The sequence below is a fragment of the Aquimarina celericrescens genome (assembly GCF_042682765.1).
Classification (GTDB): domain Bacteria; phylum Bacteroidota; class Bacteroidia; order Flavobacteriales; family Flavobacteriaceae; genus Aquimarina; species Aquimarina celericrescens.
This window is the reverse complement of sequence record NZ_JBHUHY010000002.1, coordinates 1-26,540: the sequence shown is the minus strand read 5'-3', so window position 1 is coordinate 26,540 and position 26,540 is coordinate 1. Positions and strand designations below refer to the sequence as shown.

General features: G+C 36.1%; 21 protein-coding genes. 7 read left to right on the top strand and 14 right to left on the bottom strand.

Annotated features, from left to right (window positions below; all coding sequences use genetic code 11):
- Nucleotides 1-6: 6 nt before the first annotated feature.
- From ACFSJT_RS00130 to ACFSJT_RS00100, 7 genes are all read right to left on the bottom strand, one after another.
- Nucleotides 7-1,947, bottom strand: a complete 1,941-nt coding sequence (locus ACFSJT_RS00130; RefSeq protein WP_378318135.1) for an alpha-1,4-glucan--maltose-1-phosphate maltosyltransferase — start codon at nucleotides 1,945-1,947, stop codon at nucleotides 7-9.
- A gap of 192 nt (nucleotides 1,948-2,139) precedes the next feature.
- Entirely contained in the window at nucleotides 2,140-3,411 is a 1,272-nt protein-coding gene (locus ACFSJT_RS00125) for a glucose-1-phosphate adenylyltransferase (RefSeq protein WP_378318134.1), read from the bottom strand.
- Entirely contained in the window at nucleotides 3,408-4,823 is a 1,416-nt protein-coding gene (locus ACFSJT_RS00120) for a glycogen synthase (RefSeq protein ID WP_378318133.1), read from the bottom strand. The genes ACFSJT_RS00125 and ACFSJT_RS00120 overlap by 4 nt, the downstream gene beginning before the upstream one ends.
- Before the next feature lie 176 nt (nucleotides 4,824-4,999).
- Nucleotides 5,000-5,818 (bottom strand): DNA alkylation repair protein, encoded by an 819-nt coding sequence (locus tag ACFSJT_RS00115; protein ID WP_378318132.1) that lies wholly within the window; start codon nucleotides 5,816-5,818, stop codon nucleotides 5,000-5,002.
- Between the two features lie 131 nt (nucleotides 5,819-5,949).
- On the bottom strand, nucleotides 5,950-6,342 hold the full coding sequence (locus ACFSJT_RS00110; protein ID WP_378318131.1) for a hypothetical protein: 393 nt from the start codon (nucleotides 6,340-6,342) through the stop codon (nucleotides 5,950-5,952).
- Between the two features lie 61 nt (nucleotides 6,343-6,403).
- Nucleotides 6,404-7,105: a helix-turn-helix transcriptional regulator gene (locus ACFSJT_RS00105; RefSeq protein ID WP_378318130.1), complete on the bottom strand. Its 702-nt coding sequence runs from the start codon at nucleotides 7,103-7,105 to the stop codon at nucleotides 6,404-6,406.
- Nucleotides 7,105-8,418 carry a cation:proton antiporter domain-containing protein gene (locus ACFSJT_RS00100; RefSeq protein ID WP_378318129.1) on the bottom strand — a complete coding sequence of 438 codons (1,314 nt, stop codon included), beginning with the start codon at nucleotides 8,416-8,418 and terminating at the stop codon, nucleotides 7,105-7,107. Before ACFSJT_RS00100 ends, ACFSJT_RS00105 begins: the two co-directional genes overlap by 1 nt.
- Before the next feature lie 227 nt (nucleotides 8,419-8,645).
- Here ACFSJT_RS00100 and ACFSJT_RS00095 point away from each other — a divergent pair, with 227 nt between their 5' ends.
- The gene (locus tag ACFSJT_RS00095; RefSeq protein ID WP_378318128.1) at nucleotides 8,646-9,521 is read left to right on the top strand and encodes a pirin family protein; all 876 of its coding nucleotides are present in this window, start codon (nucleotides 8,646-8,648) and stop codon (nucleotides 9,519-9,521) included.
- A 16-nt stretch (nucleotides 9,522-9,537) separates the two neighbouring features.
- On the opposite strand, the gene ACFSJT_RS00090 is transcribed toward ACFSJT_RS00095, so the two are convergent.
- Both ACFSJT_RS00090 and ACFSJT_RS00085 read right to left on the bottom strand, forming a co-directional pair.
- Complete coding sequence (locus tag ACFSJT_RS00090; protein WP_378318127.1) at nucleotides 9,538-10,104, bottom strand: hypothetical protein; 567 nt, start codon at nucleotides 10,102-10,104, stop codon at nucleotides 9,538-9,540.
- A gap of 399 nt (nucleotides 10,105-10,503) precedes the next feature.
- Nucleotides 10,504-11,421, bottom strand: a complete 918-nt coding sequence (locus ACFSJT_RS00085) for a DUF6268 family outer membrane beta-barrel protein (protein WP_378318126.1) — start codon at nucleotides 11,419-11,421, stop codon at nucleotides 10,504-10,506.
- A 295-nt stretch (nucleotides 11,422-11,716) separates the two neighbouring features.
- On the opposite strand from ACFSJT_RS00085, the gene ACFSJT_RS00080 reads away from it, so the two are divergent.
- Nucleotides 11,717-12,457: a hypothetical protein gene (locus ACFSJT_RS00080; protein ID WP_378318125.1), complete on the top strand. Its 741-nt coding sequence runs from the start codon at nucleotides 11,717-11,719 to the stop codon at nucleotides 12,455-12,457.
- 125 nt (nucleotides 12,458-12,582) lie between these two features.
- Here the strand turns inward: ACFSJT_RS00080 and ACFSJT_RS00075 are convergent, their stop codons facing one another.
- Nucleotides 12,583-13,161, bottom strand: coding sequence for a carboxymuconolactone decarboxylase family protein (locus tag ACFSJT_RS00075; RefSeq protein ID WP_378318124.1), 579 nt, complete (start codon nucleotides 13,159-13,161; stop codon nucleotides 12,583-12,585).
- A 186-nt stretch (nucleotides 13,162-13,347) separates the two neighbouring features.
- Nucleotides 13,348-13,566, bottom strand: a complete 219-nt coding sequence (locus ACFSJT_RS00070) for a (4Fe-4S)-binding protein (protein ID WP_378318123.1) — start codon at nucleotides 13,564-13,566, stop codon at nucleotides 13,348-13,350.
- 74 nt (nucleotides 13,567-13,640) lie between these two features.
- On the opposite strand from ACFSJT_RS00070, the gene ACFSJT_RS00065 reads away from it, so the two are divergent.
- From ACFSJT_RS00065 to ACFSJT_RS00045, 5 genes are all read left to right on the top strand, one after another.
- Nucleotides 13,641-14,522, top strand: a complete 882-nt coding sequence (locus tag ACFSJT_RS00065) for a LamG-like jellyroll fold domain-containing protein (protein WP_378318122.1) — start codon at nucleotides 13,641-13,643, stop codon at nucleotides 14,520-14,522.
- 29 nt (nucleotides 14,523-14,551) lie between these two features.
- On the top strand, nucleotides 14,552-15,634 hold the full coding sequence (locus ACFSJT_RS00060; RefSeq protein WP_378318121.1) for an adenylate/guanylate cyclase domain-containing protein: 1,083 nt from the start codon (nucleotides 14,552-14,554) through the stop codon (nucleotides 15,632-15,634).
- A gap of 230 nt (nucleotides 15,635-15,864) precedes the next feature.
- Entirely contained in the window at nucleotides 15,865-16,500 is a 636-nt protein-coding gene (locus ACFSJT_RS00055) for a DUF4494 domain-containing protein (protein ID WP_378318120.1), read from the top strand.
- 301 nt (nucleotides 16,501-16,801) lie between these two features.
- Nucleotides 16,802-17,542 (top strand): SDR family oxidoreductase, encoded by a 741-nt coding sequence (locus ACFSJT_RS00050; RefSeq protein ID WP_378318119.1) that lies wholly within the window; start codon nucleotides 16,802-16,804, stop codon nucleotides 17,540-17,542.
- 16 nt (nucleotides 17,543-17,558) lie between these two features.
- A complete protein-coding gene (locus tag ACFSJT_RS00045) occupies nucleotides 17,559-18,956 on the top strand; it encodes an NAD-dependent succinate-semialdehyde dehydrogenase (protein WP_378318118.1) in 1,398 nt (465 codons plus the stop codon).
- A 206-nt stretch (nucleotides 18,957-19,162) separates the two neighbouring features.
- Here ACFSJT_RS00045 and ACFSJT_RS00040 read toward each other — a convergent pair whose 3' ends face one another.
- The 3 genes from ACFSJT_RS00040 to ACFSJT_RS00030 all read right to left on the bottom strand — a co-directional run bounded on the left by ACFSJT_RS00040 (nucleotide 19,163) and on the right by ACFSJT_RS00030 (nucleotide 26,263).
- Nucleotides 19,163-22,918 (bottom strand): amino acid adenylation domain-containing protein, encoded by a 3,756-nt coding sequence (locus ACFSJT_RS00040; RefSeq protein WP_378318881.1) that lies wholly within the window; start codon nucleotides 22,916-22,918, stop codon nucleotides 19,163-19,165.
- 349 nt (nucleotides 22,919-23,267) lie between these two features.
- The gene (locus tag ACFSJT_RS00035) at nucleotides 23,268-25,775 is read right to left on the bottom strand and encodes a toxin-antitoxin system YwqK family antitoxin (RefSeq protein ID WP_378318117.1); all 2,508 of its coding nucleotides are present in this window, start codon (nucleotides 25,773-25,775) and stop codon (nucleotides 23,268-23,270) included.
- A gap of 305 nt (nucleotides 25,776-26,080) precedes the next feature.
- Complete coding sequence (locus tag ACFSJT_RS00030) at nucleotides 26,081-26,263, bottom strand: hypothetical protein (protein WP_378318116.1); 183 nt, start codon at nucleotides 26,261-26,263, stop codon at nucleotides 26,081-26,083.
- Nucleotides 26,264-26,540: the final 277 nt, after the last annotated feature.

The following is a 26,540-nucleotide window of genomic DNA, read 5'->3' as shown; positions in this document are numbered from 1 at the left end:
ACTACATCACTTTTTAATTTTAAAAATATGCATAGGTAACGCAGGATGTAGTTCTATATAGTTCCATTCATTATTCCAATAATAACTACTTTTGGTAATCAGGTCGTGCACCTCAATATGATGTCCGGCGTGCACACCAAGTTGATTAAGGGGGAGTTGTATTTGTCCTTTCTGAGAATAGTAAGGATCTAAGCTTATCACAATAATCAATTCATTGGTTTTGTCATCATTATATTTATAGAACCCTATTAATTGATCATTCTCTATAGAGCAGAATTCAATATTGTTTGTTTGTTGAAGTGCGGGATTCTCTTTTCTACTATGGTTAATACTGGTTATAAGTGTGGTAAGTTTGTTTTTTACGTTCCAATCCCAGTAGCGCAACTGATATTTTTCACTATTAAGATATTCTTCTTTTCCGGGTATTGCATCTGAAATCATTTGTTCGAATAATGGTCCATAAATACCTGTATTAGAGCTTAGTGTAGATGCTAGTGCATATTTTATTATGTGCATTGCTTCATTAGCTCCCTGAAGATGATATGGATTAATATCTGGCGTGTTTGGCCAGAAGTTAGGACGAAAATATTCTTTAAGGTCGGTCTTGGTAATCTCATTTACGTATTCCATAAGTTCATGCTTACTATTACGCCAGGTAAAATACGTATATGATTGTGTAAAACCTTGTTTGGCGAGTTGCTGCATCACTTTTGGTTTTGTAAAAGCCTCAGACAAGAAGAGCACATCTGGATATTTGTTTTTTATTTCGCTAATCAACCATCCCCAGAAATAAAAAGGTTTGGTGTGCGGATTATCAACTCTAAAAACTCGAATTCCACATTCCTCTACCCAAAATAATACAGTAGCGAGAAGTTCTTTCCACATTTCTTTCCATGCTGTGGTATCGAAATACATAGGCTGTATATCCTGATACTTTTTGGGCGGATTCTCTGCATATTGTACGGTTCCGTCTGGTCTCCATTTAAAAAATTCGGGGTGTTCTTTTACCCAGGGATGATCGGGTGCCGCCTGCAAAGCATAATCCATAGCTACTTCGATACCTAGTTTTTTGGCTTTTTTAACCAAATCTTTGAAATCCTCGAGTGTACCCAGTTTTTCATGAATACTTGTATGCCCCCCGTCTTTAGATCCTATTGCCCAAGGTGATCCCACATCATCTGTGTTGGCTTCAGTAGCATTGTTTTTGCCTTTTCTATTTATTTCTCCAATAGGATGCACTGGTGGAAAATACAAAATATCAAATCCCATCTCTGCAATTCTGGGAAGCAATCGCTCACAATCTTTAAATGTACCGTGCACTCCTTCTGTTTCTGAAGCACTTCGTGGAAAAAATTCATACCATGTACTAAACCTTGCTCTCTCACGGTCTACATATACTTTTAATTCTTTATAAGTAGTCATTAATCCCTTTGATGGATACTTATAGAACAAATCATGAAGTGTATTACTCTTTACTTCTTTAATAGCTTCTTCATATGATTTTTCTTGAACAAAAAGATCTGAAAGCCTTTTTATATAGGCTTTTTCTTTAATACCTGTTTCCTTAACTATAGCATCAAGGTACTCACGACCCTCTAGTAATTCTGAAGTCACTTTTTGACCATCATCGATCTTTCTAATGATCCCATGTTGCCAATTTAGAGCATAATCTACCCATCCTTGTATTTTATAGATATAATATCCCTGGACGTCCACCTTGAATTCTCCTTCCCACGAGTCATTATCCACATGTTTCATTCTGATTTCTTTCCAGCTAGGATCTTTTTCATGTTTATAGCATATGCTGGCCTGTATAATATCATGACCATCACCAATAATATCTGCTGTGATATGAATTTTTTCCCCGACTACTCTTTTGATAAAAAAAACTCCATTATTTAGCTCTGGAGTCACATTTTCAATAACAACACGTTCTTGATTAAGCATGAAAAATTATAAGTTAAGATGAATTGATATTACTTTTTTAACAAAAGCTTTCCCAATTTATTACTTATTTCTGAAAACCGAGAGTCTTAGTTGTAAGATTTTAGATTGAACCGTAAGAATTTATAAACAATAACGTTTTCGGATAAAAAAGCAGTCATTATTCTCTTTAAAAAAGTTAAAATATTAAAGAAATTATAGAATAAAACCATCCGGAATCATAGAACGACTCTTAATAACCACAACCCCATCTTTAATTACATAAGTATCCTTTTCAGTATCTTCGAGATGAGGCCCTCCATTTATAGTCACATCGTTTCCAATTCGTGCATCTTTATCTATGATGGTATTATTAATTGAGCATCGTTTACCAACTCCATAGGAGGGTATGCCTTTGACCCTATTAGCCTCTAATTCATCTAGATCCTCGTAGTGATTGCTTCCTATCATATACGTATTTCTAATTACAGTGTCCTTTCCTATTCGGGAACGAATACCAATAACAGAGCGTTCTATTTCTTTAGCATTTATAATACACCCTTCTGCTATCATTGATCTGTCTAATCGAGTTCCATAGATTTTTGATGGAGGTAATATGCGTGGCCTTGTCAAAACAGAACTACTTTTGCTAAATAAATCAAATTGTGGAACTTCATCGGTTAAACTTATGTTCGCATCAAAAAAAGCAGCAACATTCCCTATATCGGTCCAATATCCTTCATATTGGTAGGCCAACACTTTGTGAGTGCTAATAGATTGTGGTATAATCTCTTTTCCAAAATCTATAGTGTTAGGATCAGAAAGAATATCGATTAACAGATCTTTATTGAAGATATAAATCCCCATTGAAGCCAAATAGTGTCTGTTTTCACTTTTCATTTCTTCACTAACTTCTGACTCCCATCCGGGTAACTTGTCTAGGCTTGGTTTTTCTGTAAAAGACGATATAAAACTCTCATTGTCAGTCTTAAGAATACCAAATTCTGTTGCTTCTTTGGGTTTAACAGGAAGCGTAGCTACAGAGATATCTGCCCCTTTATTGATATGTTCGTTTAACATGTCGTTAAAATCCATTTTATAGAGTTGATCACCAGATAAAATCAAAGCATATTCAAACTCATGATTTAATAAATGATGCATCGATTGACGTACAGCATCTGCAGTACCCTGATACCAGGTTTTATTATCTGGAGTCTGTTCTGCAGCAAGAATATCTACAAACGAATTACTAAAAGAACTAAAAACATATGTATTCTTAATATGCCTGTTAAGTGAAGCTGAATTAAATTGAGTAAGCACAAACATTCTCTTAATATCGCAATGAATGCAATTAGAAATTGGAATATCTACCAATCTGTATTTACCGGCAATAGATACTGCAGGTTTGGATCGTTTTTCGGTTAGAGGATATAATCGGGTTCCTTGCCCACCCCCCAGGATAATTGCTAAGACTTTTTTGTTGATCATTTTAGTTGTATAAGGGAATTATATAAATTTACATATTCTTGTGCTGATCGATGCCATGAATGATCAATTTTCATGATTTGTCTTTGCAAGCGCTTATAAGCCGATTGATCTGCATAAAGTGCAATAGCTCTTTTGATCGAGTAACAAACATCCCATACTAAAACTTGATCGTGACAAATACCAAAACCTCCATCACCTATATCAATAACGGTATCTTTTAAGCCGCCGGTCCTTCGTACTATAGGTATCGTACCATACCGCAAAGCATACATCTGATTAAGTCCGCATGGTTCTACTCTAGATGGCATTAACAGAAAGTCGGCTCCTGCATAAATTATATGAGATAATTGTTCGTCGTATCCAATATGCACATGATACCTATCTGTAAACTTATCCCTTAACAATCGTAATTTTTCTTCTATTTCATGATTACCTGAACCTAAAACGAGAACATTAATATCTGTATTACTTAATGATTCTTCTATAATCTCTGGAAGCAAATCTGCTCCTTTTTCGTTTACCAATCTACCAATAAAGGCAAAAAGAGGAGTGTCGATTGACAAATCAAAAGTATCACAAAGCCATTTCTTATTTGCCTTTCTTCCTGAAACGAGTGTACTATTCTTATAATTTTTAACTAACATGGTATCCGTTTCCGGATTCCAGGTATCTGTATCTATACCATTAAGTATTCCCACACACTTTTTATTTTCGCTTCGCAATAAACTTTCTAAGCCATTAGCGCTGTACTGAAGCTCTTTCATATAATTAGGAGAAACGGTGGTAACCTTCCAGGCACTTTTGATTCCTGCAGCCAAAGGATTGATTTTATTACCCCAATCCAAAAGACCTATTTTCTTCTGGTCAAAGGTTGGTAAATAATATAACTTATCATATCCCAATTGTCCTTGATACTGTGCATTATGTATGGTAAGAACTGTTGGGATACTACTAAGATTTTTATAGGCTTCTGCATGAGTCATCAAAAAAGGAATGAACCCTGTATGATGATCATGACAATGGACAATATCCGGAGTATACTTTGGCTCATTTATAATCTCTAAAACTGATAATTGAAACGCAATGAAGCGTTCTGCTTCGTCATAGTGTCCATAAACAACAGTTCGATCTAAAAGCTTAGGAATGTGAACCATATAGACAGTAAATCCCAAATTTGGGGAAATGAGCTCATGCAATGTATATGTATGCGATTTTTCTCCTAAAATAATTTTCCCTTGATGGATTTTTGCCAATTCGGCATCCTTCGTGAATGGGTTATCATGAAATGGAGTAATTACTGTTGTATCATGACCTAAACCGTTTTGATATTTCGGCAAAGCACCTACAACATCTGCTAGACCTCCTACTTTTGCAATAGGGTAACATTCAATACTTATATGAAGAATATTCATTGAAAATGATTGCCTTTATGAAGTTAACACATGATCCTAAAGATCACATAAATCTATAAAAAAGCAGGTAAAAAGCGCTCCTAATTATCTTAAAAAGAATACCTTTTAGTAAAGATTTAATAAAAATATAATATCAAATATGATTTTATGTTAACACGCAAACGATTTCCAGTGATTTAATAATAATCCGAATCTATATTATTAATTGATCGTAATGCTTTTTTAAGAACATATACCGTCTCCTTAGAAGGAGATTCTTTTCTCCATTGACTACAAATACTCTTAACCCAATCTGGTTTTGTTTTGCTAGCATCATTTAACCAATTTCCCACAGCATCTCTCACATACTTTGATGAATCAGATATAAGCGGCTTCAGTATTGGTAATCCTTTTTCAGGGTTTTCTTTAAGAGCATCAATCTTTTTGGTCCACACTCCTATAGGTCTAGTTGTTTCGGCGGCATAACGGCGTATATTCTCATCTTCATGTGAAGTCCATTTTGCAAGAATCTTTATGGATTCATCCAGGTTTTCAATAATAGATTCTTTTGAGGCAAATATGGCTACTTCCCGTACCCCAAAATGGGTATCTGCTGCATATGGTTGAATAGCATTAAGTACGGCAGTAATGTTAGTTTCTCTGATTCCTGTCCAATAAGCAGCCCAACATCTAGGTATATCAGAAGTATGATCAGACAGATATTCTATGACTTTTTTGTCTTCTGTTAATTGTAAAAAGGTAATTCCAATTACTTTAGTTGTAGCATTTGCAGTAGGTTTCTTTTGGGCTGAAACCGCTTCATAAAAACTGTCATACCATTCAGATTTATTAAGATCCTTCAGAATTTTCTTCAGTAGTTTTAATTGATCAACAGCTAACCATTCCATAAGATTTGTAGTTTCTACAAGGCCTTTGTTCAAATATTCAATCACTTCTGGATTAAGGTCTTTAAGGCTTCGAGCGCCCTTTCTATTAAGGATATATTCTGGAATCATTAAGTGGATTATGTATATATGAATTTTTCAAATTTATGGAAAATAGAAAAAACAATACCAACATCTCTTTAACCCGCTCCGAGGGAAAAGCCATAATCTTTTACAAGAGATGGAGGTATAGTGATTTACATTTACTCTTCAAACTGATTGAAAGTGTCGAAATGATACATCTGCAACGATTCTTGTTTGACTACCTCAAATATTTTTAAAGCTTGTTGATCCTTCATTACTGCTTTTGCTGCCGCTTTTGCAGATTTCATATCGATCCAGTATACAATATCGATGTACTTACCATCGGCAGTACTGGCAGTTGTTCTTTCTATAAAGCCATAATACATTTTTACAATTTCGTTAAGCGATTCTAGAGCCGTTTTGATTTCTTTTTGGGAATACTCTGGATTAGCTTCGAAAAATACTACTTCTACTACGTTGGTTTTGGTCTTCATTGGTGATAGGTTTTGATCAGGTTTTGAAGTACAATTAAACAATAGATTTACCATGATGATTAGAATTAACTTGTTCATGAGTATTAATTTTAATCAAAACTAAAACCTGCTTATGACAACCCTATGTCAGTAGTATATTTTAAGAAGAAATATTTGTTCGGTATAAGTGTGCTCTTCTATTATAGTAGTCTTCGAGCGTGAATTTTTGCGACGGAAAAAGTTCTTGTGTTTCCAGGATATGTTGGATGCGGTCTGTTCTAAACTCGCGATAATCTTTGCGTAGTCTACAATAGGCAATCATTATCCACGTATTATTTGTAAAATATACTCCCAGAGGTTCTACCAATCTTTTACTAAACTCATCACTCGCTTTGGTATATTGAATTTCGAGCACTCTTAAATTGGTAATCGCCTGCTGAATAATAGATAATGAATTACTTGGGTGTCGTGCACTTTGATTATATGTAAAAATACGTTGATCCAGAATCTCTAATTTCTTTTTTTGTGTTGTTTGAAGCACCGCAATCACCTTTTCGATTGCTTCTTGATACTCGTTGATGAGAGATTGATCATTATTTGTTTTTATTATTTTTAAAGCTGTAAGTAGCGCATTGGCTTCTTTTTCTGTAAACATTACAGGCGGCAATGAATATCCATCTACAAGGAAGTACCCTGTGCCGGCTTCCGAACCTATAGGAACACCTGCCTCGGCTAGTGCCTGCATATCTCGATAAATTGTACGTAAACTTACCTCAAACTTATTGGCAAGTTCTGCTGCTTGTACAATTCTTTTTGATTGTAGCTTTACTAGAATGGCAGTTAATCGATGTAAACGTTTCATTATTTTATATCATGCTCGCCCGCTGAAGCATCACCGTCAAGTTCGCTTAAATCTGTAGCATTATTTATGAAATATTCAGTCTCTTCAATAGTATCTGTGACGGGTGTTGTCCCCAACCCCTGTTGTAGATTCATTTTCTTATCTCTAATCATTCCGCCGGTCATCACCAAACTAGTACCGATTATTACAAACAGTAAGATTCCCGGCTCAAAACCTTCAATGGTAGCTTCTGCAGGAATTGCATAAAATAAAAGCACGGTAATTAATCCTCGAGGCGCTATAAACAATTGAGGAAAAATATCTTTTCCCATAAAAAGACGTAGTAATCCATATCGTATAGCGTAAATCGAAATTAATATCAAAATACTTATCAGCGTCACCTTCAAACTTAATAAAGAAGAAAGCACAATAGTAACTCCAAAGATCACAAAGAATAAAGTACGAACTACAAATGCCGTTTCGGCAGTAATAACGTGCAATTCGTGATATATAGATTTTGCTTTTTCAAAATCCAAATACTGTCTTAAGCTGCCTTGAAAAAATAATTTCATGTTCGCTATCACCAACCCAAAGATTAAAATGATGATCAATGATGACAGGTGCATTTTCTTACCTAATCCATATAATAGCAGTAATACTGCTATCAAAAGAAATAATTTAACCTGACTTTTAATCTTCTGAAATATCAAAATAATAGCATAACTCGCCACCAATGAAATAACTATGGTAAGAATTAAATTCAGAAAAAAACCTCCTACTCCAGAATCCTCTGCTGGATTTAGACGGCCAGTAAGGAAATAGAATAACATAATCCCTAAGATATCAGAAAAGGTGCTTTCATAAACATGAAATTCTTTTTTTGCTTCATTCAAGCTACTAACACTAGGAATAATTATCGCACTACTTAATATGGATAATGGGGTAGCGTACAGCCAGGCCGATTGCATTGTCATTCCATCAATCAAGGCCTTCAATATTACTGCTGCGATAAAAGTAGAAGCCACAAGCCCAATCAAAGCAATAGCCATTGATTTTAAAATAGGCATTAATTTATCACTCTTTAGCTTTAATTCGAGTGCTGCTTCCAATACGATCATAATCAATCCCACAATCCCCAAAACTTCCAACATGGGGAAAAAATCTATGGAATCAGCATTAAATGCTTTAATAACATACTGTAGGATGATACCCAATATGATCAACATTAAAACTGCAGGAATATTGGTTCTTTTCGCTATACCATTAAAAATAAATGATAGAATGATAACAACAGAGATTTCGATGATAAGATTATAAGAAGAAAAAATTTCCATGAGGTAGACTAAGGTTGATTATAGTTTGTTGATTGTTCATAAACGAACGAAAAGATAGTAAATTATTTTAAAGTACATACGTAACTATTAATAACAATAACTTCTTACTTAATTATCTGCCAGTAATAGAGGTTTTTACAATAAGCGATGATGAGTTAATAGAACTTTAACTGTTGCTTTATGTAAATTCCTCTATCTTTAATTCAATATAAAATGCATCAACATTTATGTCGAATACAGGATTAATAATTGAAGAAAGAAGTCGTGATATTGGTGATTTCTTGGTAGGCAGATTGATTCCTTTCAGGAAAAAAAGAATGGTAGGCCCGTTTATTTTTATTGATCATATGGGGCCGACTACCATTAAAAAGGGGCAGTTTATGGATGTAGATCAGCACCCGCATATAGGGTTATCTACGCTTACATATATGTTAGAAGGTGAATTGATGCATAAAGATAGTATTGGTACACATCAGCGTATTTCTCCTGGATCAGTAAACTGGATGGTTGCCGGTAAAGGAGTCGCCCATACAGAGCGCACTCCAATTGATCTTAGAGATGGAAGAGAATTTACAGCGCATGGGTACCAGATCTGGGTGGCTTTGCCTAGAGAACTAGAAGATGTAGATCCAGAATTTCACCATATTGATGCCTCAGAATTGCAAAATTGGAAAGACAGCACTACCGAGTTTAGATTAATCGCAGGAAATGGGTTTGGAAAGAGCTCTCCGCTTCCTGTACATTCTGAATTGTTCATGGTAGAAGTAAAAGCCCAGGATGAATATGAGTTAAAAATTAAAGGTGAACTGCAAGGAGAGATTGGGATTTGTATAGTGAAAGGAGCGATCGAGGCATGTAATGACCTAATTGAACAAGGAAATATGTTAGTTTCTAAAATAGAAGATAGTTGTACAATTATCTTAAAACCTGAGACTCATGTATTACTATTTGGCGGACAACCTTTTCCCGAAGAGCGTCATATCTACTGGAACTTTGTATCGACTAGTAAAGACAAAATAGAAGAAGCCAAAGAACGATGGAAGAAACATGAGTTCCCCAAGGTAGAAGATGATGATACTTATGTTCCTTTGCCAGGACGGTAAAAATGGAGTCAAAAGCTTATACTAACTCTCTTCTCAATTCATTTAGAGTAATATTGCTATTGATTAATCTAGTTACTACTTCTTCTCTAAACTCATCAAGATCATCATAATCATAATACTTTGCCCACTTATGTGTTTCTAGTAAGTTCTTTATTTGTTTGATGAGCTTTCTTGTTGCGTCAGCAGAACGCAAAACGGCTATTCCATCATAATTTGGATTATCCTTGTGCATATAACTTACCTTATTCATTTCAAAATTTACAGAAATATAGTATGCGTCTACATCGGGATCAAGATTCTCTCTGAAATCGACCCAATCTGCATATCCCAGACGTAAATCATCAATCTCTGCAGAAAAGTCTGAAACCAATCGCCATTGACATTTTGCTGCTCTTCCCCAATGATTAGAAAGTCGATATACCCCATTTTTTGTATAATAGTAGGTGCTACCCGACTCACTTCTGTAATTTGGTTTTCTTCTGGAGATCTCACGAAGTGAAACTCCCCTAAACACACAATACGTTTTATTAAAAAAGTTATATCGTGTATATACTTTTTTTTGTTCTTTTTCTTGATTTTCCAAAGGCAACGTTTTTCCCAAGCGCAAAGAAATTATAAATTATTTAGAAAATAAAAACAAGTTTTTAACATATTATCACAAAGACAATGATCATATCCTATGATAAGAATTTAACGGTATAATGAAAGGGTATTTACCTATTAAAAATTAGGCAATTCCCTCTTTTAAAAATATACTCACTAAAATATCTTTGGGGTATTAAAATTCATCTTAAACCTTATAAGACTAAAGGGGGTTTATCATATTTGAATTAGCCAAAAAAAACCACAATGGGACATCCTAATAGTATTCGTACTCACAATCTGTCATATTGAGCATGTCTGCAAGACAGGCTTGAGATAACAGGAAAGAAGGGCTTTGGGATGTCCCTGTTGTAGTTATCCTATATCCCCCGCTCTAGACTTACTCCCCTTTCTTTTTTACTAAGTGGAAACGGTATATTGCTGCTGCTCTTACAAATAAATTCCCATTCATTTCAGGATTTAGCAAGTTACGATCATCACCAAATTCGAATGCAGAAACACGTATGGGCAGCGTATCTCCTTCTTGAAAAACCTCGAATGACGCCGTAGAATATCCAGCATGTAATCGTACCAAAATACTTTTGTCCATAAAACTATACTGAAGGTATGGTGCAAATTCGATGTTCAACGCCTGAGTATATAGCACTGGCAAGCTATCATTACGCTCTAGGCTAAAAGATCTAACAAATGCCTGGTAACCAAGACCCAAGGATATAGTATTGTTAAAATTATAAATTAAGTCAGCATTAATTGGCAAAGAAGAAGTGAATTCCCATTTTTGATCTTCGCTTGTATAATAGATCCCCAATATTGGAGTCATAAATACTCCAAAAGCCTCACTACTGGCATAAGCACCAAAACGATATTGCATACGATCACTTTTTTGATATTTTAACAATACCAAACCACCAAAGAAAAAATGATCTCCGTTGGTGTGTAAATCCTGACTCGCAATTTTAGGTAGAAGTACATAGGTACCCGACCATTTATCGTTATGTTTAATATTGATCCCTGCTTTTAAAGTAATATTATTTAGAGAGGTTTTTTCACTATTAGGAAAAAGCTCCAACTTTTGCTGGTTATAATCTACTCCAGTAATAACAGCTATTTTTTCTGAAAGCTTTATCGGATAGGTTAACGACACATCAAACAAATCTACATTGGTCGTGGCATTACTACCTTCAAAACCTGCATCAAAAATGTTGGCATAATTAACCTTTACAATATCTATATAATCTTGGGCAATTAAAGAATAGGTGAATAAAAAAGCAATTAAAGGCAGAGAAGAGAATTTCACGGTACAGATTTATTTTAATAAGTGCTAAATATATGATTATCTATTGAATTGATTTAAAATAAGTTCATCACACCTATCCATAAAATTTAATGCTTAAAAACCCCTGCAGTATCAAGTTTCATATCCCTTTTCGAAAGGGGTTAAATAAAATGAAACCGGGTTTTTTAACTGTTTTAATACATTTCTAAAGCCAATACATTTGTCCTGAAAGTTGAAAAGACATCTTTTCTATGCCGGCAAATGAAGAGGGAGTTACCAACTAACTAATTAAATGATAATTATTAAATTAAAACAAATGAAAAATTTTGGAAATCTTAAAACCATGGCATCTTTAATTATAGGGGTGTTTTTTATTGTATCGTGCGAGAAGTCTGATGTTGAAATCGAAACCAATCAAATTCTTGAAACAGAAAAAGAAGAAGGGTTTAAAAGTAAAACAGGAAATGATGGTGAGGCACTAAACAATACCAAAGAAGAATCTGTCTTACCAGTTATGAAAATGCACTTTGGTAAAGATGTAAGCAAAGAAGAAGCGATGCGTAAGTTTGATGCAGCTGTAAAAACTTACATAAGTAAGCAACCAGTTCAGACCAAAGCTTTTAGTACAGAGTGGTATTATAAGGTTTGGACTTTTACTGGAACTCAAAGCAATAATGACACCGATGGAGATGTGGGTACCTATGTACGATTTACTACCAGTGCAGGAGCCTACACTTCAAATTTTAATTGGATGGATGAGTTCTGGGATGACGATTTTGAAGGCGGATGGGATGCCTTTTTGTTTAAATCTTCATTCCCCGGCCGTGCTGTAGAATGGGTTGAAGTAGATAATGCTACCTTATATCTTGAAGGCACCGATGGGTGGTTTGTTACTGATTTTGTAATTCAAATGGCTCCTGACTATCAAACATTGCCAGCAACGGGGTTCTCGTCATTCTGGGCACATCCAAACGTTTGGTTGGATAATAGTTGTTCTAACAGCTGCTGGGATAGTTACTACACCGGTAATATTGGAACAGGAAGATTAAATTTCTAATCGAGTTTGATTCCCAACTAGATGTTTGTTGCGGCCTATTATTTTTTAATGATAGGCTGCTTTCAATTTTCAGAATTTTTATGATCTAAATTACTATTCTGCCCTTTCAAGCATTACTTAACAATTTAGGTCATCTCGGTCCTAGAAAGTGCCTCAGCAAAACCATTATCTATGTTGATTTTTGTAGCGGCAGCAAGGTGACTATAAAAAACTGCCATACCAGACATTGCAATAATTTCTAGGATTTGAGGTTTGGAATAGCCCAATTTTTCCAGACGCTCAAAATCTTCTTTACTTGATGAATTTGGATCACGCGATAACCGTACTGCAAAATCGATCGCGGCTTTATCTTTTGGATCATCTGTTTCAGAAAGTGTATGACTATTAACCAAATATTCTATTTGCTCGGGCAATGCTCCCATGGCAAAACAAAATACCTGATGTGCGGTCTCACAATAATTACAATGTTTGGATGAAGATATAGCAATCATGATCATTTCCTTCACTCTACGATCCAGCAAACCACTTCCCAGAATATACTTCATGGCCGGTACAATACCGTGCAATGCTAATGGAGCATGTCCCCATACCTGAAAGAAATTTGGTACAAACGGAGCTCCCAGCTCATTTTTAATAGTATCGAAAGTGTTTTCTAATTCCTTAGTAGTGATAGGATCTTCTATAATAGTACTTATAGTTTTCATAGCAGGGTATATTTAAATTGGTATATAAAGGTACTAAATCATTTGGTAGGATATGTAGGATAAGAATAAATTTTTGATAGAATAATAGCCTGGTAAGATACAGATCAAGGGTTCTGTTGATCTAGATGTAAGACTTTATTAAACAGTATTATAACGGTATAATTCTTAACTATAATTGTAAAGACTTTAATTCTTAATATAACTCAGTGCTCTTGATGGACACTGATCAATTTGTTTGATAAGGGCCGTAGTACTAGCATTTTCTGGAGTAATCCATGGTTTTGCTTTTGGATCATAAACGTTGGGTAAGGTTTTTACACAAATACCAGAATGTATACATCTCCCGGGTTTCCAAACAATGGTAAACCCATCATTACTATATTCTTTTCTAATTTCGTTAGCCATTATTATAAATTTAAGTGAATTGTATCGCTTAAAGATAAGATAATCTTATATTTAATGCACACAAAATCATTCTCATGTTACAAAATAAAAACACACTCGTTATTCCATTATTAAATGCCATTACCATACTATTTCTAACTTCTTGTCAAAAAGATACTAGTAAAGCAGATCTAAAGGATGCACTAACATTTTATGCTTCTTTTGATCAAGGAGTAAACGCGGATTTCGCTTTGGGCGATAAGCAAATGTATACCATTCCTAATCGAAAAGCACGAGATTCTGCTCAGGTAGGATTGCATAAGCCTGACATTAGTATTGCCAAGGGAAAAGGACGTTACGGTGATGGATTATTGTTTACAGAGCGCAGTAAAGGAAACATTTACTATCCTAGTAAAAATAATATTACTTATAATGCTACCGATTGGAGTGGCGCTGTTTCTTTTTGGTTAAAACTTGATCCGGCTACCGATCTAAAACCAGGATATTGTGATCCCATACAGATCACCGATGTAAGTTATAATGATGCGTCTATTTGGGTAGACTTTACCAAGGAAAACCCAAGAGATTTTCGCTTGGGGGTTATCGGAGACCGAGCAGTATGGAATCCAAACCCAGAAGGCCCGGATAACGAAAATCCTATTTTTAATGAAAAACTAGTGGCGGTAAAGAATCCTCCTTTTGGAAAAGATGTATGGACCCATATACTCATCAATTATTCTCATCTAAATACCCAAAATGGTGAAGCATCATTATATATGAATGGTAAGCTAAAAGGCACTCGATCGAATATTACCACTCCGTTTACCTGGGATTTAGAATTATCTAATATCTACATAGGATTAGGATACATTGGTTTGATGGATGAGTTATCTGTTTTTAATAGAGTGTTGACCAATGAAGAAATTCTCATACTTTATGGATTAGAGAATGGTGTGCATAGTGTTTTAAATCAATAATTATATCTAAAGAACTGTCCTAGTATCACATGAGCCGCGACCTTAAACTATATTTAGAACTGCTTTGGCAATCTATATTGTTTTGGGTAGTTGTCATGGGATTATATTCGTTATTCCGATATTACGGGATGGATGAAGAAGTTGGTGTAACAGTTATTGCCGAATTTAGCGGAAATCAAGGTACTATAAAAGCATTACAGGGATTTATGGTTATCGGAATTCTAATTGGCTTTTTGTATGCAACTATAGATTTCTTTTTTGATAAGTATACTTCTGATCGATTATCACTTGTTTTAGATCTCGTATTAAGAACTATAGTATATTTTGTAACAACAGTGGCTGTCTTTACTGCAGTAATACGATTATTTTCCAAAGTTTACAATCTTCCACTAGATTCAAGTCGAGGTTGGTGGCTACAGGATAAAGCTTTCTGGTCTGCGATTTTGTATATCGTGTTAGTTTCTTTTGTGTTTTCTTTTATAAAAATTGCTACCGAAAAGTTCGGGAAAGGTGTTTTTTTTAAAATGCTAATGGGTAAGTACAAAAATCCGCAAGAAGAGAAACGTATCTTTATGTTTCTTGACCTAAAAGATTCTACTACGATTGCAGAAAATCTCGGGCACTTTAAATACAGTCAGTTTATACAAGATTGTTTTTATGATCTTAACGAGGTCGTACCCAAATACGATGCAGAAATCTACCAATATGTGGGTGACGAGGCAGTATTAAGTTGGCCTTATAAAAAGGGATTAGCCAACAATAATTGTGTAGATCTGTTTTTTGCTTTTCAGCAAAAAAAACAAAGTAAATCGCAGTATTATCTGGATAAATATGGTGTAGTACCCGAATTTAAAGCGGGTTTACATGGTGGAATATTGATGGTCACCGAAGTTGGTGTAATCAAAAAAGAAATTGCTTATCACGGAGATGTAATTAATACCTCTGCACGCATACAGGGCGAGTGTAATAAGCACAAGGTATTACTACTCATCTCTGAACGATTACTACAAGATTTACGAATGCATCCTCATCTATCCACAAAATTCTTAGGTAGCGTATTGCTTAAAGGAAAGAAGAAGAAAGTGAATATCCATACCATAGATAAGGTATAGGTCTTCAGGATTTAAATTTTGAGAACTCAGGCGAAGTGAGAGTGAATTTCGAGAGCCAGTATGATCTTATATAAAGTGTTCTCTAAATCCTTAGATTAACACGTCTTCTCTACAAACTACTGAAGCTTAAACACCTAATAAAATCTCACAAAAATTGTGAATATCTATTTACTTTAAGACTGATCTTAGCGACTCAAAAAATATATATTTGCCTTCCTAAAAAAGAAAATATGAGCGCTACCTGGTATGAATGTAAAGTAAAATATAGAAAAACTGATGACTCTGGAGCACAAAAAGTAGCTACAGAACCATATTTAATCGATGCAGTGTCCTATACAGAAGCTGAATCAAGAATCAATGAAGAAATGTCTGCCTATATAAGTGAGGAATTCAAGATCACTAATATAAAAGTAGCCAATTATGCAGAGATCCATCCTTTTGAAAACTCGGACCGCTGGTTTAAATCAAAAGTTTCATTAATCGCCTACGATGAAGAGAGCGGTAAAGAACGAAAGTCTAACATGTATCTCTTGGTTCAGGCAAATGATGTTAAAGAAGCTTTTGATAATACGAACGAAGCGATGAAAAATACTATGGGAGATTATACCATTCCGGCAATTTCAGAATCTCCAATTATGGACGTATTTCCTTATTTCTCTGGTGATGAAACAGAACTTGAGAAAATAGAAAGATTCAATACACTTAAAGATTCTGTTCCTGTTGAAATAGAATCTGAGGAAACAGACGAGATTACAGAATCTATCGATACCCAAATAGAAGACACTTCAGAACCTTCAGAAACGATTAGCACTGTAGAAAATGGTACAGATTTAGCATCTGTGCAATATTATCAGGAAGAAGAATAGATCTGTATCATCAAAACATTCTTCAAAATATATTGAGAGAGCTACTATAGCTCTCTTTTTTGTTTGAAAATCTTCCTATCAATTACACTTCAACCTAATTATTTAATAGTGAACTACCCATGGCGATACCAAAAGGTATCGGTTGGAGACTAGTTTTGATTTTGTTGTAAGCCATGGCGCATTTAAATCTCGATATCGAGTAAATAAGTCAAATAAGATTGCGATACAACTAATAAAGAGTATTGTTTCTACCTAATTTTAGATGTATAAATTGATTTAAATATCATTAAAATAAAAAAATATGAATTTAGAAGGAAAAGTAGTTATAATCACAGGGGCCTCTAGCGGAATTGGAGAAGCGACAGCAATGAAACTTGCTCAAAACAAAGCAAAAGTTGTATTGATGGCAAGACGGGAAGATCGATTAAATGAACTTAAAGAAAAAATAGAAAGCAATGGTGGACATGCACTGGTCGTAACCGGTGATGTGACAAAGAAAACAGATTTTGAAAACGTAGTTTCACAAGCAAAAGATCATTTTGGAACCATTAATGCATTGGTTAACAATGCAGGACTTATGCCGCTCTCTTTTATTATGAAATTGAAGACTGATGAGTGGGATAAAATGGTTGATGTTAATATTAAAGGTGTGCTTAATGGTGTGGCTGCGGTCTTACCTACTCTTACAGAAAATAAAGGAGGACATATCATTAATATTTCTTCTACAGCAGCTTATAAATACTTTCCCGGTGGTGCGGTGTACTGCGCGACCAAGGCTGCGGTAAAAATGTTTTCTGAAGGCTTGCGCCAGGAATTGGCACCACAATACGGTATTAACGTAACGTCTATTGAACCAGGTGCTGTTTCTACAGAACTTACAGACACTATTACTGATGAAGATATTAAAGAAAAGATGTCAGATATGCAAGAGATGACCACCTTAGAAGCAGAAGATATTGCCAATGCGATCTATTATGCGCTTACGCAACCACATCGCGTAAATATCAATGATGTATATATAATGCCGAGTGAACAACAATAATTTTAGAAAAATCATCATGAGTACAATAACAGAAGAAAGTGCGATTACCACAGTTAATCCAGCAACCGGAGAAGAAATTAATCACTACGAGTACATGTCTGGTGACGATGTACAGAAAACTATAGAAAACTGCCATCAAGCTTTTCAAAATTGGAAACATACACCAGCGAACTACAGAGCAGAAATCATAAAAGCCATCGGTGAGAAATTACAGCAACACAAGACCAAATTGGCAGAACTTATGACTCACGAAATGGGTAAATTGTTGAAGCAAAGTAAGGAAGAAGTAGATTTATGTACTGCCATATGCGATTATACCGCCAAAAATGGTCCTGAACAATTAAAAGCAGAAGAAAGAGAACTGTCTGACGGAGGCAGAGGAATCATTACCTACTCACCTATTGGTATTGTGTACGGAATTCAACCGTGGAATTATCCTGCGTACCAAGTAGTGCGTTACGCCATTGCGAACCTTATGGCGGGTAACGGAGTATTACTTAAACATGCTGCCAATGTAACGGGAACTGGTAAGTTGTTGGAGAAGATTTTTGAAGAAGGAGGATTACCAAAAAACCTTTTTAGAGCTCTAATTATAGATCATGATCAATCAGATACTATTATCAAAAATGATTTGATCCGCGGAGTAACCCTTACCGGAAGTCCGAAAGCAGGAGAAGTGATCGGGAAAAAAGCCGGTAAGCAACTTAAAAAAACAGTTTTAGAATTAGGAAGTAATGATGCATACATCGTTCTCGAGGATGCAGATATGAAAATAGCTGTAGAAAAATGCGTCAAAGGGCGTATTTATAATAACGGTGAAACCTGCATCGCTGCCAAACGTTTTATAGTAGTAGATAAGGTGTACGACGATTTTAAAGAGTCTTTTGTGAAGGCTATGAAGGACTTAAAGGCAGGAGATCCTATGTCTTCAGACTATGATATGGGGCCCATGGCTCGCGAAGACTTACGTGAGAAATTACACGACCAAGTTCAGGAAAGTGTAGATAATGGTGCCGAAATTCTATGTGGTGGAGAAATACCCGATAGTGAAGGTTTCTTCTACCCGGCTACTGTTCTGGGAGATGTTGCTCCTGGACAACCGGCTTATGATGATGAGCTATTCGGACCTGTAGCTTCTTTGATAAAAGCAAAGAATCAAGATGATGCTATGAGAATCGCCAACGATAGCCGTTTTGGATTAGGTGGCGGTATCTTTACCAAAGATATCGATAAAGCGACCGAACTGGCTCAAAAGCATTTTGATACCGGCATGGTATTTATTAATTCTTTTGGATTAGCAGAACCTAACATGCCGTTTGGAGGTGTAAAGGACTCTGGATATGGTAGAGAACATGGTGGTTTTGGGATAAAAGAATTTGTTAATGTAAAGTCCATCATAATTTCAGGAGAGTAATTCTAAAATTATTCTTCAAAAAAAACATTTAGTAGTAGCAGTATCACACCGATGATTCAAATCGAAAAGTGATACTGCTATTTTTTTAAAGTACTGGCTAATAGGCAATCTTCTAATTTTAATAAAAGATTCCAAATTATAATAAGAATGCTCCCTTTACATTAAGCAATATCAAAATACCAGCAAAACAAATCTTCATAAACACCTTATTTTGAATGCATATGAGTATAGACAGTCTTTCGCTGATCCACAATTCGCCCGATGAGCCATATAAACGGCTCGACTTGTCCTTTTAGCACACAGCTTCCTTTACAAATGGCATGAAGCAGCCCTTGTACATCAGATAACTGCAACGCAGAAATTGTTGCCTTATCGTTAAGAACCATCAAACAAGAAGGTAAGCCATAACTCTCATACGTACTCAAGGCCACGTCTCCATCTTTGCATAAAATTGTAATGGGCTCTGCCTGTTCAGAAATACTAACAGATATAACTAGATTTGGAGTGGAAGTAGAAACTTCATCTATCGATCTTTGGAGGTAATCGGTGAATGTCTGTGCCCAGAGTTCAACATCTGCATATGTTATATCTGAGTCCCTTGTTTCGTTTTGCGCAATAGTTAGTCGCTCATCTACTTCACGTTCTGCTTCGACAAGCGCTTCCAGGGTTTTATCTACATCTTCACGTGTATGAGCAGCTGAGCAGATCAGCCTTAAACGTCCTCGTCCGCTTTCTACGATTGGATATGTCACCGCCGATGTTTGAATGCCACGTTGATATAGACTCTGGACTATTGCATAAAGTTTATCTTTATCGCTAAAATGAGGGGTAACAATGGGTCCGTCTCCAGTGCCCAGATCATACCCTGCATCTTCAAATTGCTGGCGCATATAACGAGTCGTATCCCATAATCGTCCCCGCAACGCGTCATCAGAACGTAGACGACGTAATGCGGTGAGTGCTGCTGCCATATCTGCCGGACTAACAGAGGCTTGAAAGATGTAAGCCCTGGAAGATGATTTTAAAAGGTCAACGTGTTCCTGGCTCGCTGCAACAACGCCGCCAAGACTACCTAAGGCTTTGCTAAGTGTTGTCATGATAAAATCTACCTCTTCAGTAACGCCTTGAGCAGCACAAATACCAGCTCCATTATCACCGTAAAAGCCAAAAGAATGGGCTTCATCAACAAGAACAAGTGCATTATATTTTTTTGCCATACGAACAATTTCTGCCACTGGTGCAGCGCCTTCACCCATGCTATACACACCTTCAAGAACTACCAGAATAGTACGATAAGGTGACACTTCAGAGGTAAGAACGGCTTCCAGATCAGATGCATTATTATGTTGGAAGGTTCTAATAGTAGCACCACTCAAACGTGCACCATCAACAATAGAGGCGTGACACAGCTGATCGATGATGACAACATCGTTTTTCCCTAAAAGCCCTGCGACCACTCCAACATTGGCTGTATACCCCGTTGGAAACAAACAGGCGCTGGGTTTTCCTACTAAGTCGGCAAACTCTGTTTCGAACTCCAGGTGTTGATTGGTCATACCTGACGCTGCAGCAGAGGTGCCCATTCCCGTCCCAAAACGTTCTAAAGCACTAGAAGCTTCCTGCATAACTTCTGGATCACGGTTTAGACCAAGATAGAGGTTTGTTGTCCATATAATTGCTTCTCGCTCTTCATCATTGTATGCGTCACCTACGATGCCTCTGGTTGCACTTCCCGTTCGCAATACCTTACTATAAGGATTTCTTCGATCGTTATTCACCATTCGCAATACTTCTTGCACGAGCTTACTCTTATCTGTGGCGTTCCACGCAGGTGCTTTTGCAGCCTGAAAGGTTGGATGGCTAGACTGAATATGTGTTTGAAAGCTGGCCAGTGTATCTGTTGTAGTACCGAGTAACTTATCTGCAGCGCATTTATCTATGCCACTTCCTATCGTACTGGTGATATAATTGACCAACGCATTTGGAGTGGGATGTTCAAATATTACATTAGCCGACAATTCTTGTCCTAATACATTGGTGAGTCGACAACTTAACTCCAACGTAGTTAGTGAGTCTAGGCCAAGGCTATCGAATGAATAATCTGAAACTACATGTTCTGGATCCTTTATGTTAAGGAGAGAAGCTACCTCGCTTTGAATGATCGACAATAGTGCTGCTTTCTTTTCGTTGTTTGAGCCTGCCAAATGTTGGATAAAACTGCTGTTGCTATTGACTGGATTAGTATTGTGGGGTATCACTGCACCTTGTTCGTAACGTACCTCCCCTTCTATACTACTAAGTTTCTTGCGATCGAGTTTGTCATTGGGTAAAAGAGGTAGTGCTTCTAGGTGTTTTACAACTTGAGGAACCATATATTTTGGTAATCGTTGCGATAAATAGGACTTGACTTTCGCCTCTGTTACGGCTTCATCCTGACTTACAACATATACTACTAATATTTTCTGACCAATACTTCCGTCTACGGCTGCAGCCGCTGCTGCGTCAATGCCTTGCATAGACTCAAGTGTCGACTCAATTTCTTCAAGTTCAATACGAAAGCCCCTGATCTTTACTTGTTGGTCGACTCTGCCAAGAAATTCGATTTCGTCATTTTCTATCCAGCGACACAAATCCCCGGTCTTATATAAACGACTACTTGGAATCAGATCACTAGGTTCTATCTCCATAAAACGTTCCTTCGTTAAGGCTTCATCATAAAGATATCCACGCGCAAGCTTGGTTCCTGCCAGATACAATTCTCCGGCCTCTCCTTCAGAAACGGGACGCATATCTTTATCTAAAATATATGCGCGAGAATTTGGCACCGACTTACCTATTGTAACGGTTTTGGTACCACGAGGAACTTCGGCGATGGTCGAATATACGGTATCTTCGGTAGGACCATACGCATTTAATATTCTCAGATTCGGATTTTGTTCATAAACCTGTTCAACCAGTGAACGTTTGAGCGCTTCGCCTCCAAAAACCAAACATTGTATTCCCTTAGGCAATTTTTCTATAGAAAGTAATGCTTGTACTGCCGACGCCACCATCACGCATGTTCTTATTTGATCTACTGCCGGAAGTTTAGTCAACTCAAGAGCGTTTTTTGCTAGTATTACTGTGCCACCCAAAGACAAAGTACCCATAATTTCCATTACCGAAGTATCAAAACATACGGAAGCACCAGCAAATACTCCTTTCAGTTCTTCATCACTGAATAGCTCTCGCATAGACTGGCGTAAGGATATAAAGCCTTTATGCTCTACAGCAACCCCTTTTGGCCGCCCAGTTGAACCTGAGGTATAAATCACATATGCTAAATCATTGGAAGAGGGTATTACTGAGTTGTTGGTATGATCTCCTAAAGTACTCATCCAAATGAGCTCACGCACCCCACTGCATAGTTTAGCAGCGCTGTCATTATCCACAATAGCCGCTGCGGCACGAGAATGATTTAACATATATCTAACCCGATCTTCCGGATATGCAGGGTCTAACGGTACATATGCACATCCGGCCTGCATCACACCGATCAGCGCAGCAACGAGTTCCCAGGAGCGGTTCATACATACCCCAACCAAAGATCCTGGTTCGACACCACGACTCTCAAGCTCTCCGGCAACCTCATTAGCTCGTTTCATGAGATCCTCATAAGTAATTCTAGTTTCGCCATCAATGATTGCAATTTGTTTCCGATGTTGTAGCATTTGCTTCGCAATCAATCCGCAAATTGTCATTTCAGCATCGTTGCCAGTATTTGCATACAGCTCTTTTTCCATTAATTCTTTCAAATCTTTGGCGTCCATTTTAGTAATCTCTTCAGCATGATCGACTCCTGCTGCCTTTAACATATTTTTTCGATTACCGGCAATTTCATGCCTACTTGATCCTGCATTAAAACGGTCTAATTTGTCTACGTTGGTTAACAGTTCACTAAAAAACTGAGTTAATTTATCCATTTGTTTGTTTTTTTTTAAAAGTAACGTAAGCATGGATATATAGTATTAAAATGAAGTATACAATAGGTAGACATGAAGAAAACTGGTGGTCAAAAAAGGTACACCAAGGAATACATTAAAACTATTATCTTACTAGTAATCTAATAGTTAGATTTGAACGTTTTTGCAATGTGGGATATTTCTTAACCACATTCCTATTTTTTTATAAAATGAAGTATTTTTTGTTGATTTATAGCTTCCCCTTGGCCACTGCAAACCAAAAACCCTGAAAAAGAGCTTTACGATACCTAATTCACTTAATGATTCGTAACATCACATCACGTAACATTAAAGAAAAATAGTAAGTATATTAGTAAAGGCTGGTTTCGTAAATATATCTAGTGTCAAAATTTAATTTATTTGCCCTCTCATATCTACCATTATCGCTTTCTTTTTCCTTTAATTCAAATATTGTATTTCCTTTTGGATCATAGATAGTGACTTCCAGGTGATCTTCATTTTTGGTGAGTAATACATGATTATCTGGATTTGCACCATAAGCACTCTCTTTTAATAAAATAGACCCGCTTATCAATTTCCCTTTATCGAATAGAGACTTATGCAGTACTTCCCCTTGTTTTGTATATCTAACCACTTCTCCTTCTAAACCTCCTTTATCCAAATAATATTTGTATTTAAGTTGATCGCTTCCTTTGAAATAGATTTCCACATATTTTCTTTCGTTATCCAAATATTCAACTTTTTTAACCTCATGATCTTTGGTGACCACTTCTTTTTTCACATTTCCTTTTTCATACCATCTTTCAATAAGGTCTGATCCTTTTCGATATTGATAAATCTCCTTTCCTTCATAAGGCTTATCATCTTTATAAATTAAAGAGCTGGAAACACTACCATCAGCATTATAATACACCGTCTTTCCTTCTAGTCTACCCGCCTTATAATTTTTAACTTCTTTTTTGTTTCCATCGGCATCATAGGTGATAAACTCACCTTCTTTCAGATCATTTTTAAACATCCCTTTGGTAATCAACTTATCATCATAATCGTATCGTTTAAACACTCCTTCTTTTTTACCGTTTTTTATGGTAAACAGTTCTCTGGTTTTGTGGTCATAGGCTTTACCCTGCCAGGGTTTTCCATCTTTAAAACTTACCTCGGCAATAACCTCTCCTTTTTTAGAATAAAACGTTGCCTTATCAGTTGTGTCTATATCTTCAATTAAAATGTATTTTGATTCTTTACGACCAGATTTATAATCTATCGCATATTCCCTTCGCTTTACGATTTCTCCGTTTTTTCTATCTTCATATACCTGGATTTCATCAGAGTCATAAAAATACTTAATATATAATCCTTCTTTGGTCATAGGGTCATAGGTTCCTATTTGTTCCCCTTTGCGATCATAGTATATCTTTTTTATGGCATCATATCCTTTGTAAATTGTCTCATTTCTTTTTTGATCTACATCATGGTAGAATTGAATTTTTCTTGAAGGTGAACGGGTTATGATATCATAGAAATTCTCTTCTTTCCCAACCTTGGTAGCGTCTTTATAAAAATATTGATATCGAATTTCGTGAGTTAAAATACCTTTTTCATATGTAGAAATATTTAAAAACCTTCCATTTGCATCGATAGCATACGAAGTCCCGTCAAGGGGAGAAAAGTAATCTTGTTGTTTTGAGGTGATCTCGCTTAATTTGTTTCCTTTTTGATCATAAAACGTAGCTGTTTTATTTTCAAAGACTTTAAACGGCTGTTGTGTATCTCGATAATAGATAACTTCTTTGATTAACTTACCATCTTTAAATTCTTCTAGTCGATCTGATGTTATTTTCGTCCCGTTCCAGGGGATATAATTTTTATACGTAAGCTCGGCGATTTTATTTCCTTTTTCATCATAGCTCACTTCAGATACTTTCTGGTTATTCTCATAAAGTGTCTTGGTTTTAAGCTGTTGGTTTTTATGATAAGCTTCAGTAACGATTAGTTTGCCCTCTTTATCATATTGTTCTACAGACAAAATCAATGCGAGTTCGTCTTGGTTGTAATCAGAAAAAAACGTAATTCGTTTTCCGTTATAAAATCTACGAATCCTGTTTTCTTGTTTTACGTACACTGAATCGATGGGTACGCCTTTTTTATCATAATATACAATTTTTGATTCTCGTCCCCGGATCAATTGATCTCTTAGTTGTCCATTTGGATAATAGGTAGCTATGACTTCTCTTCTATCTTTATTAACATCTATGATTTGTTTGACCTGCATAGGGTTGTAGTAATAGTACACTTCTGTACCCTGATCCCGATACTCGATACTATCCCGAATTGCAGTTCCTACAAGTTCCCCCGATTGATCATAAAACGTTCTTTTTACCACAAACCGTTTGGGATTATCCTTCAAGTACGTCTCAGTTCTAATTCCATTGAGATCATTTTCATAAATGATCTCTACGAGCATAGTGTCTCTTTTCTCTAAATACAAGTTGTACTGACTTGCCTTCATATTGATTTTTCCGGAAATAAAACGACCATCCTTATAATGCCCTTTCAACTCTTCCTGTTTATAAAAAGAAAACGCATCACCATCTAATCGATTGTTAGTATACTCCAGGGACTGTGATAATTGTCCGTTTTTATCATACCATTTTACAATACCTTCCCAGTGGTCTTTATCTGCAAATTTTGAAAGCCCTTGCATTTGCAATGTGTGATCTCGATAATAATCTTTTACTTCATAGAAACTTCCCTTTTTAACTACGGGTGGACGATAATACGAGGCTTCTGCTTTGGTAGTTTTCTTCCATTTGGCATCATACCAAATAGTATCATTTTGAGCTGAAACTATTTGCAAACTCGCTATACATAAAATTAAAACTAACCTGAAAGAATGGTTGGAGATCATATATCCTAAAAATTTATCAATTCCCTATTATTTGATAGATGCTAAAATAAAACTTTTTGATTGGAAGGGGTCAAATATTTGAGAAGGTTATTTAACGTAGTCAGGGTTAAAAGGATGTGAATGATAAAAAAGGATTTATATTTTGGAAACAAGAATGTTTATGTCGCTCTCCAGGTTATGAAATAGCCTTCACTATGGCCTGTCGAGCGACCTTAATCTCTTAAATGATCGTTATAAAATCTTATGAGATATAATTAATAATGCTTAAAAGAAGTTAGGTGAAGTTTTACCTCATTCATAGCTTCTTTGGTAACCATGTAATCGTGGCCCATTAAGTTAATCTTGCATTGGCCATCATCCTCGCGTAAAGCTGAAATATGATTAGGGTTTATAAAATGCATACGACCGTCTTTGTCTTTAATTTCCATGAATTCCATAGTGAATAATGTTTAAGGATGTATACTCATTTAGTATACTGAAGATACAATATATCGACTATTAGAATTATGATATATGTCAGCTTTTAAGGAAACACAACTTATTCAAACTCTTACAACCTTTAACTGATCGGGTTTCGAGAGCCTCAGCCCTCTTTATTTGTTGAATCGCAAACACCACTTATTCAAACTCTTACAACCTTCAACTGATCGGGCTTCGAGAGCCTCAGCCCTCATCTTTACTCGAACCCAGAGGTTACTCGAAGGGTGAGTACAC

What these genes read in the sequence shown, in the direction of transcription:
- ACFSJT_RS00130 (WP_378318135.1), bottom strand. Translation starts at nt 1,947, where the DNA reads ATGCTTAATCAAGAACGTGTTGTTATTGAAAATGTGACTCCAGAGCTA.
- ACFSJT_RS00125 (WP_378318134.1), bottom strand. Translation starts at nt 3,411, where the DNA reads ATGATCAACAAAAAAGTCTTAGCAATTATCCTGGGGGGTGGGCAAGGA.
- ACFSJT_RS00120 (WP_378318133.1), bottom strand. Translation starts at nt 4,823, where the DNA reads ATGAATATTCTTCATATAAGTATTGAATGTTACCCTATTGCAAAAGTA.
- ACFSJT_RS00115 (WP_378318132.1), bottom strand. Translation starts at nt 5,818, where the DNA reads ATGATTCCAGAATATATCCTTAATAGAAAGGGCGCTCGAAGCCTTAAA.
- ACFSJT_RS00110 (WP_378318131.1), bottom strand. Translation starts at nt 6,342, where the DNA reads ATGAACAAGTTAATTCTAATCATCATGGTAAATCTATTGTTTAATTGT.
- ACFSJT_RS00105 (WP_378318130.1), bottom strand. Translation starts at nt 7,105, where the DNA reads ATGAAACGTTTACATCGATTAACTGCCATTCTAGTAAAGCTACAATCA.
- ACFSJT_RS00100 (WP_378318129.1), bottom strand. Translation starts at nt 8,418, where the DNA reads ATGGAAATTTTTTCTTCTTATAATCTTATCATCGAAATCTCTGTTGTT.
- ACFSJT_RS00095 (WP_378318128.1), top strand. Translation starts at nt 8,646, where the DNA reads ATGTCGAATACAGGATTAATAATTGAAGAAAGAAGTCGTGATATTGGT.
- ACFSJT_RS00080 (WP_378318125.1), top strand. Translation starts at nt 11,717, where the DNA reads ATGAAAAATTTTGGAAATCTTAAAACCATGGCATCTTTAATTATAGGG.
- ACFSJT_RS00075 (WP_378318124.1), bottom strand. Translation starts at nt 13,161, where the DNA reads ATGAAAACTATAAGTACTATTATAGAAGATCCTATCACTACTAAGGAA.
- ACFSJT_RS00070 (WP_378318123.1), bottom strand. Translation starts at nt 13,566, where the DNA reads ATGGCTAACGAAATTAGAAAAGAATATAGTAATGATGGGTTTACCATT.
- ACFSJT_RS00065 (WP_378318122.1), top strand. Translation starts at nt 13,641, where the DNA reads ATGTTACAAAATAAAAACACACTCGTTATTCCATTATTAAATGCCATT.
- ACFSJT_RS00060 (WP_378318121.1), top strand. Translation starts at nt 14,552, where the DNA reads ATGAGCCGCGACCTTAAACTATATTTAGAACTGCTTTGGCAATCTATA.
- ACFSJT_RS00055 (WP_378318120.1), top strand. Translation starts at nt 15,865, where the DNA reads ATGAGCGCTACCTGGTATGAATGTAAAGTAAAATATAGAAAAACTGAT.
- ACFSJT_RS00050 (WP_378318119.1), top strand. Translation starts at nt 16,802, where the DNA reads ATGAATTTAGAAGGAAAAGTAGTTATAATCACAGGGGCCTCTAGCGGA.
- ACFSJT_RS00045 (WP_378318118.1), top strand. Translation starts at nt 17,559, where the DNA reads ATGAGTACAATAACAGAAGAAAGTGCGATTACCACAGTTAATCCAGCA.
- ACFSJT_RS00040 (WP_378318881.1), bottom strand. Translation starts at nt 22,918, where the DNA reads ATGGATAAATTAACTCAGTTTTTTAGTGAACTGTTAACCAACGTAGAC.
- ACFSJT_RS00030 (WP_378318116.1), bottom strand. Translation starts at nt 26,263, where the DNA reads ATGGAATTCATGGAAATTAAAGACAAAGACGGTCGTATGCATTTTATA.